This window comes from Paraburkholderia sp. (genome assembly GCF_034668105.1).
Lineage (GTDB): Bacteria > Pseudomonadota > Gammaproteobacteria > Burkholderiales > Burkholderiaceae > Paraburkholderia.
The window spans coordinates 1-2,850 of the sequence record NZ_JAXDPY010000330.1 but is presented as its reverse complement, the minus strand read 5'-3'; the positions used below and the strand labels follow the sequence as shown (position 1 = coordinate 2,850).

At 62.3% G+C, this 2,850-nt stretch carries 3 protein-coding genes; 2 read left to right on the top strand and 1 reads right to left on the bottom strand.

What is annotated here, in order from left to right; all coding sequences use genetic code 11:
* Positions 1-254 (bottom strand): Rieske 2Fe-2S domain-containing protein (locus tag QOC89_RS15110; protein WP_323045743.1); only part of this gene is annotated, 254 nt, incomplete at its 3' end.
* A 140-nt stretch (positions 255-394) separates the two neighbouring features.
* Here QOC89_RS15110 and QOC89_RS15105 point away from each other — a divergent pair.
* Both QOC89_RS15105 and QOC89_RS15100 read left to right on the top strand, forming a co-directional pair.
* Complete coding sequence (locus QOC89_RS15105; RefSeq protein ID WP_323045742.1) at positions 395-1,681, top strand: Rieske 2Fe-2S domain-containing protein; 1,287 nt, start codon at positions 395-397, stop codon at positions 1,679-1,681.
* Positions 1,682-1,729: 48 nt separating this feature from the next.
* The coding region (locus QOC89_RS15100; protein ID WP_323045741.1) for a zinc-binding dehydrogenase at positions 1,730-2,850 on the top strand (1,121 nt) is incomplete at its 3' end.

Genomic DNA, 2,850 nt, shown 5'->3' with positions numbered 1-2,850 from the left:
CAAGGGGGCGTGACCACTTCGCCGGTGCGAATGTTGAACGCGCCGTTATGGAAATCGCACTCGACGGTGTCCCCCTCGATACAGCCCTCCGACAACGACCCCGGACCATGCGTGCACGCGTCGTCCGTCACGAAGTATTCACCTTCCAGATTGAACACCGCCAGCGTGAGGCCGTGCTTTTCGATCCTGATGGCCTGCCCTTGCCCGACATCGCCCTTATTGCATAACGCTATCCGCGCACACGTCTTCTGCATCTCCGTTCTCCATTCTCTGTTTGACAGCCAGTGAGCCGAATGATAACTTTGTTCTCATTGGAAGAACAGTGTTCCTTTATACGGAACACACGGAAAGTAAAATAATTCACGAACACCACGGACATCGAAGAGGCAACCGAATGCTGAAGAAACAGGACAACGATCTGCTGACCCAAACGAGCCCCGGCACGCCGATGGGCGAACTGTTCCGGCGCTTCTGGCTGCCGGCGCTGTTGTCGGAGGAAGTGGCGCAAGCGGGCGGCGAGCCCGTGCGTCTGCAACTGCTGTCGGAGCGCATGCTGGCGTTCCGCGATTCGGAGGGCAAGCTTGGCCTGATCGATGAGTTCTGCGCGCATCGCGGCGTGTCGCTGTGGTTCGGCCGCAATGAGGAAGGCGGCATCCGTTGCCCGTATCACGGCTGGAAATACGACGTGAACGGCCAATGTGTCGATGTACCGTCGGAGCCGGCGGAAAGCGGCTATTGCAAGAAGATCAAGCTAAAGTCTTATCCGCTCGTCGAGCAAGGCGGCGTGATCTGGGTCTACATGGGGCCGCCGGAACACCAGCCGCCTCTGCCCGCGTACGAATTCTCGACCGTGCCCACCAGCCAGTCGTTCATGACCAAACGCCTGCAGGAAAGCAACTGGCTGCAGGCGCTCGAAGGCGGCGTCGATTCGAGCCACGTGTCGTTCCTGCATCGCGGCGCGCTGAACTCCGATCCGCTTTTCAAGGGCGCACGCGGCAACCAGTACAACCTGAGCGATTTCAGCCCGGTGTTCGAAGTCGTCGACGCAACCGGCGGTCTCTACATCGGCGCGCGCCGCAATGCGGAAGACGACAAATACTACTGGCGCATCACGCCGTGGGTAATGCCCTGTTTCACCATGGTGCCGCCGCGTGGAGACCATCCGGTACACGGCCATTTCTGGGTGCCGATCGACGACGAGCACTGCTGGGCGTGGAGCTTCGACTACCATCCCACGCGCGATCTGACTACGGAAGAAGTGCAGGCGATGAAGGACGGCAAGGGCATTCACGTGCGCTACGTGCCGGGCACCTATCGGCCGTTGCAGAACAAGGAGAACAACTACCTGATGGATCGCGCCGCGCAGAAGGCCGGCACGTCGTATAGCGGCGTCGAGGGCATCGGCATGCAGGACGCGTCGTTGCAGGAGAGCATGGGGCCGATCCAGGACCGCACGCGCGAAAATCTGGTCTCGACCGACAACGGCATCATCATGGTGCGTCACCGCTTGATGAAGGCCGCGCGTGCGCTCGCGGAAAAAGGCGTTCAACCGCCCGGACGTGATCCGCAATCGCAACAGGTGCGCTCGGTGGCGATCGTGTTACAGCGCGATCTGCCGTTCAATGAAGGCGCCAAAGACGCGTTGCACGCGGAAGCCGGCAAGGCCCACACCACGATCTAGCGAGGACGCGCGCGCAGCCTCCCCGGAATACTGCGCGCGCGATACGGTATGAACCCAATGCAACCGCAAACCGCTGTGCCTTCATCCTCACGCTCGCCTTCGCTTTCGCCTTCGTCGGCGAGCTTCAGCGCGGCGGTGGCCGTCGAACCTGGCCGCACTGAAATCCGCCGTTTCGAGCGGCCTGCCGTCACATCGTCGACGGGACTGCTGCGCGTCGCGATTACCGGTGTATGCGGCAGCGACGGCCCCTACTATCAGCAGCTGCCGCAAAGCCGTGGGCCGCTGATCCTCGGGCACGAATCCGTCGGCCACATTGAAGAAGCCGGCGAACTCGCGCGCAAACGCTGGGGCCTGAAGGAAGGCGACTACGTCGCGCTCGAGGAGTACCTTCCGTGCGGCCACTGCGAGTACTGCCTGTGCAACGAATTCCGTCTCTGCGATGCCACCGACTGGCGGCTCGGCGGCATGCGTTATGGCGCAACCGGCTTACGCACCGAGCCCGGCTTCTGGGGCGGTTTCAGCCAGTATCAGTTTCTCGAACTGAATACGGTGTTTCATCGCGTGCCGTCGAGGGTGGCGCCCAAACATGCGGCGCTCGCGCTGCCGCTTGGCAACGGTATCGAATGGGCCTATTTGCAAGGCGGCGCGGGGCCGGGGCAAACGGTGGTAATTCAGGGGCCGGGCCAGCAAGGGCTATCGTGCGTCGTCGCGGCACGTGAAGCCGGTGCGGCGCAAATCATCGTGACGGGATTATCCACGCCGACCGATCAACGGCGTCTCGCACTCGCGAAGCAACTCGGCGCGGATCACACCGTTACGGTGGATACCGAAGACGTGCTCGAACGGGTCGCCGATCTGACCGGCGGCGCGATGGCCGACCTCACCATCGACTGCGCGTCGGGCGGCACCGCCACGGTCACGACCGCGATCCAGCTGGCGCGCAAACGCGGCACCGTGATTCTTGGCGGCCAGAAACGCAAACCGATCCCCGAGTTCAACAGCGACATGATCATCGCGCGCTTTCTGACGGTGAAGGGCATGCGTGGGCATAGTTATCAGTCGGTCGAACTGGCGCTTCAGCTAATCGCCGCCGATCGTCATCAGGTCACGCGCATGAGCACGCACACGTTCGGCCTCGCGGAAACGGACCTCGCGTTGCGCACGTTGCA

What these genes read in the sequence shown, in the direction of transcription:
- QOC89_RS15105 (WP_323045742.1), top strand. Translation starts at nt 395, where the DNA reads ATGCTGAAGAAACAGGACAACGATCTGCTGACCCAAACGAGCCCCGGC.